The organism is Armatimonas sp., assembly GCF_031410135.1.
Lineage (GTDB): Bacteria > Armatimonadota > Armatimonadia > Armatimonadales > Armatimonadaceae > Armatimonas.
This window is the reverse complement of sequence record NZ_JANNYP010000285.1, coordinates 1-1,003: the sequence shown is the minus strand read 5'-3', so window position 1 is coordinate 1,003 and position 1,003 is coordinate 1. Positions and strand designations below refer to the sequence as shown.

Below are 1,003 nucleotides of genomic sequence, written 5' to 3'. Positions count from 1 at the left end.
AATCACGCTAAACCAGGAGCTTGCGCGCAACCTTCTCTGGACACACAAGCTTCAGGCACAGATTGGTAAGAAGATAGCGTTGCATTACTTGGAATTGGATGGAAAATAAGGAAAACATCCCTCTTAACATATGACGCGCCAGTTGGGATTGCACCTGATCTCCAAAATGCGTCACGATGCCCAACTGTATCTTTTGCCAACACAAGATCAGCAACAAGCAAGTCCGCGTCTGAGGTATGGCGATAGGCTCGATTATGACAATCTGCCGCTTGCCTCTCGGGTCTCGTGTGAGCAGGAAGACGACTATGAGCGTGAAGTCTACCAGATGCAGTGTCGGCACAAAGACTTTGCTGAGGTGCTCAATATCGTGGTGATTGTCAAGACGCATCGGGTGACAGAACGTCGAGGTCATGTGGTCTTGTTTAGCAGCGACTTAGACTTGGTAGCCCTCACACTGGTGGAGTATTATAGTCTGCGTTTCCAGATCGAGTTTGAGTTTCGCGATGCCAAGCAGCATTTTGGTCTTTCTGACTTTGTGTGTGTGGGTGAGACCTCCGTGGCGAACGCGGTTGGTCTTTCGTTTTTCATGGGCAATCTGAGTTGCCACCTTTTGGATTGTTTTGGCGCGTCGTTTCCTGATGCTGGCATTGTTGACCTGAAAAGTTACTACCGTGGCCGTCGCTACGCTCTGGAGACCTTGAAGTATGTGCCTTCTGCGTTGAAATGTCTTGCGGAATTTGCCGATGGTATTGTTTGTTCTGGTCTGTTGTCGCGGCTGGAATCGGTCGTGGACCAGGTTTGTCGTCTTGGCTTGATTCATCCAGGTGGGAAGGTGGCTACAATGGAGCTTTGCACCTGAGTTTTGCTTCTGGCAGTGATGGCATCAGGCGTCGAAAGAGCCCCACCATTTTGGCGAAGGTATTGTTCTACCACAAGGTAATCCGTTCCTAAGGCGGTGTGGGACATTCCTACCCCCACTTGATTTTCCCACTGCCCTGCCCAC

At 50.3% G+C, this 1,003-nt stretch carries 1 protein-coding gene; it reads left to right on the top strand.

The window, feature by feature from the left end; all coding sequences use genetic code 11:
• Nucleotides 1–130 precede the first annotated feature (130 nt).
• Nucleotides 131–859 carry a transposase gene (locus RMO15_RS10395; protein WP_309711622.1) on the top strand — a complete coding sequence of 243 codons (729 nt, stop codon included), beginning with the start codon at nt 131–133 and terminating at the stop codon, nt 857–859.
• The last annotated feature ends 144 nt before the right edge of the window (nt 860–1,003 follow it).

Excerpts from the sequence above, each read along its gene's own strand:
- RMO15_RS10395 (WP_309711622.1), top strand. The coding sequence starts at position 131 with ATGACGCGCCAGTTGGGATTGCACCTGATCTCCAAAATGCGTCACGAT.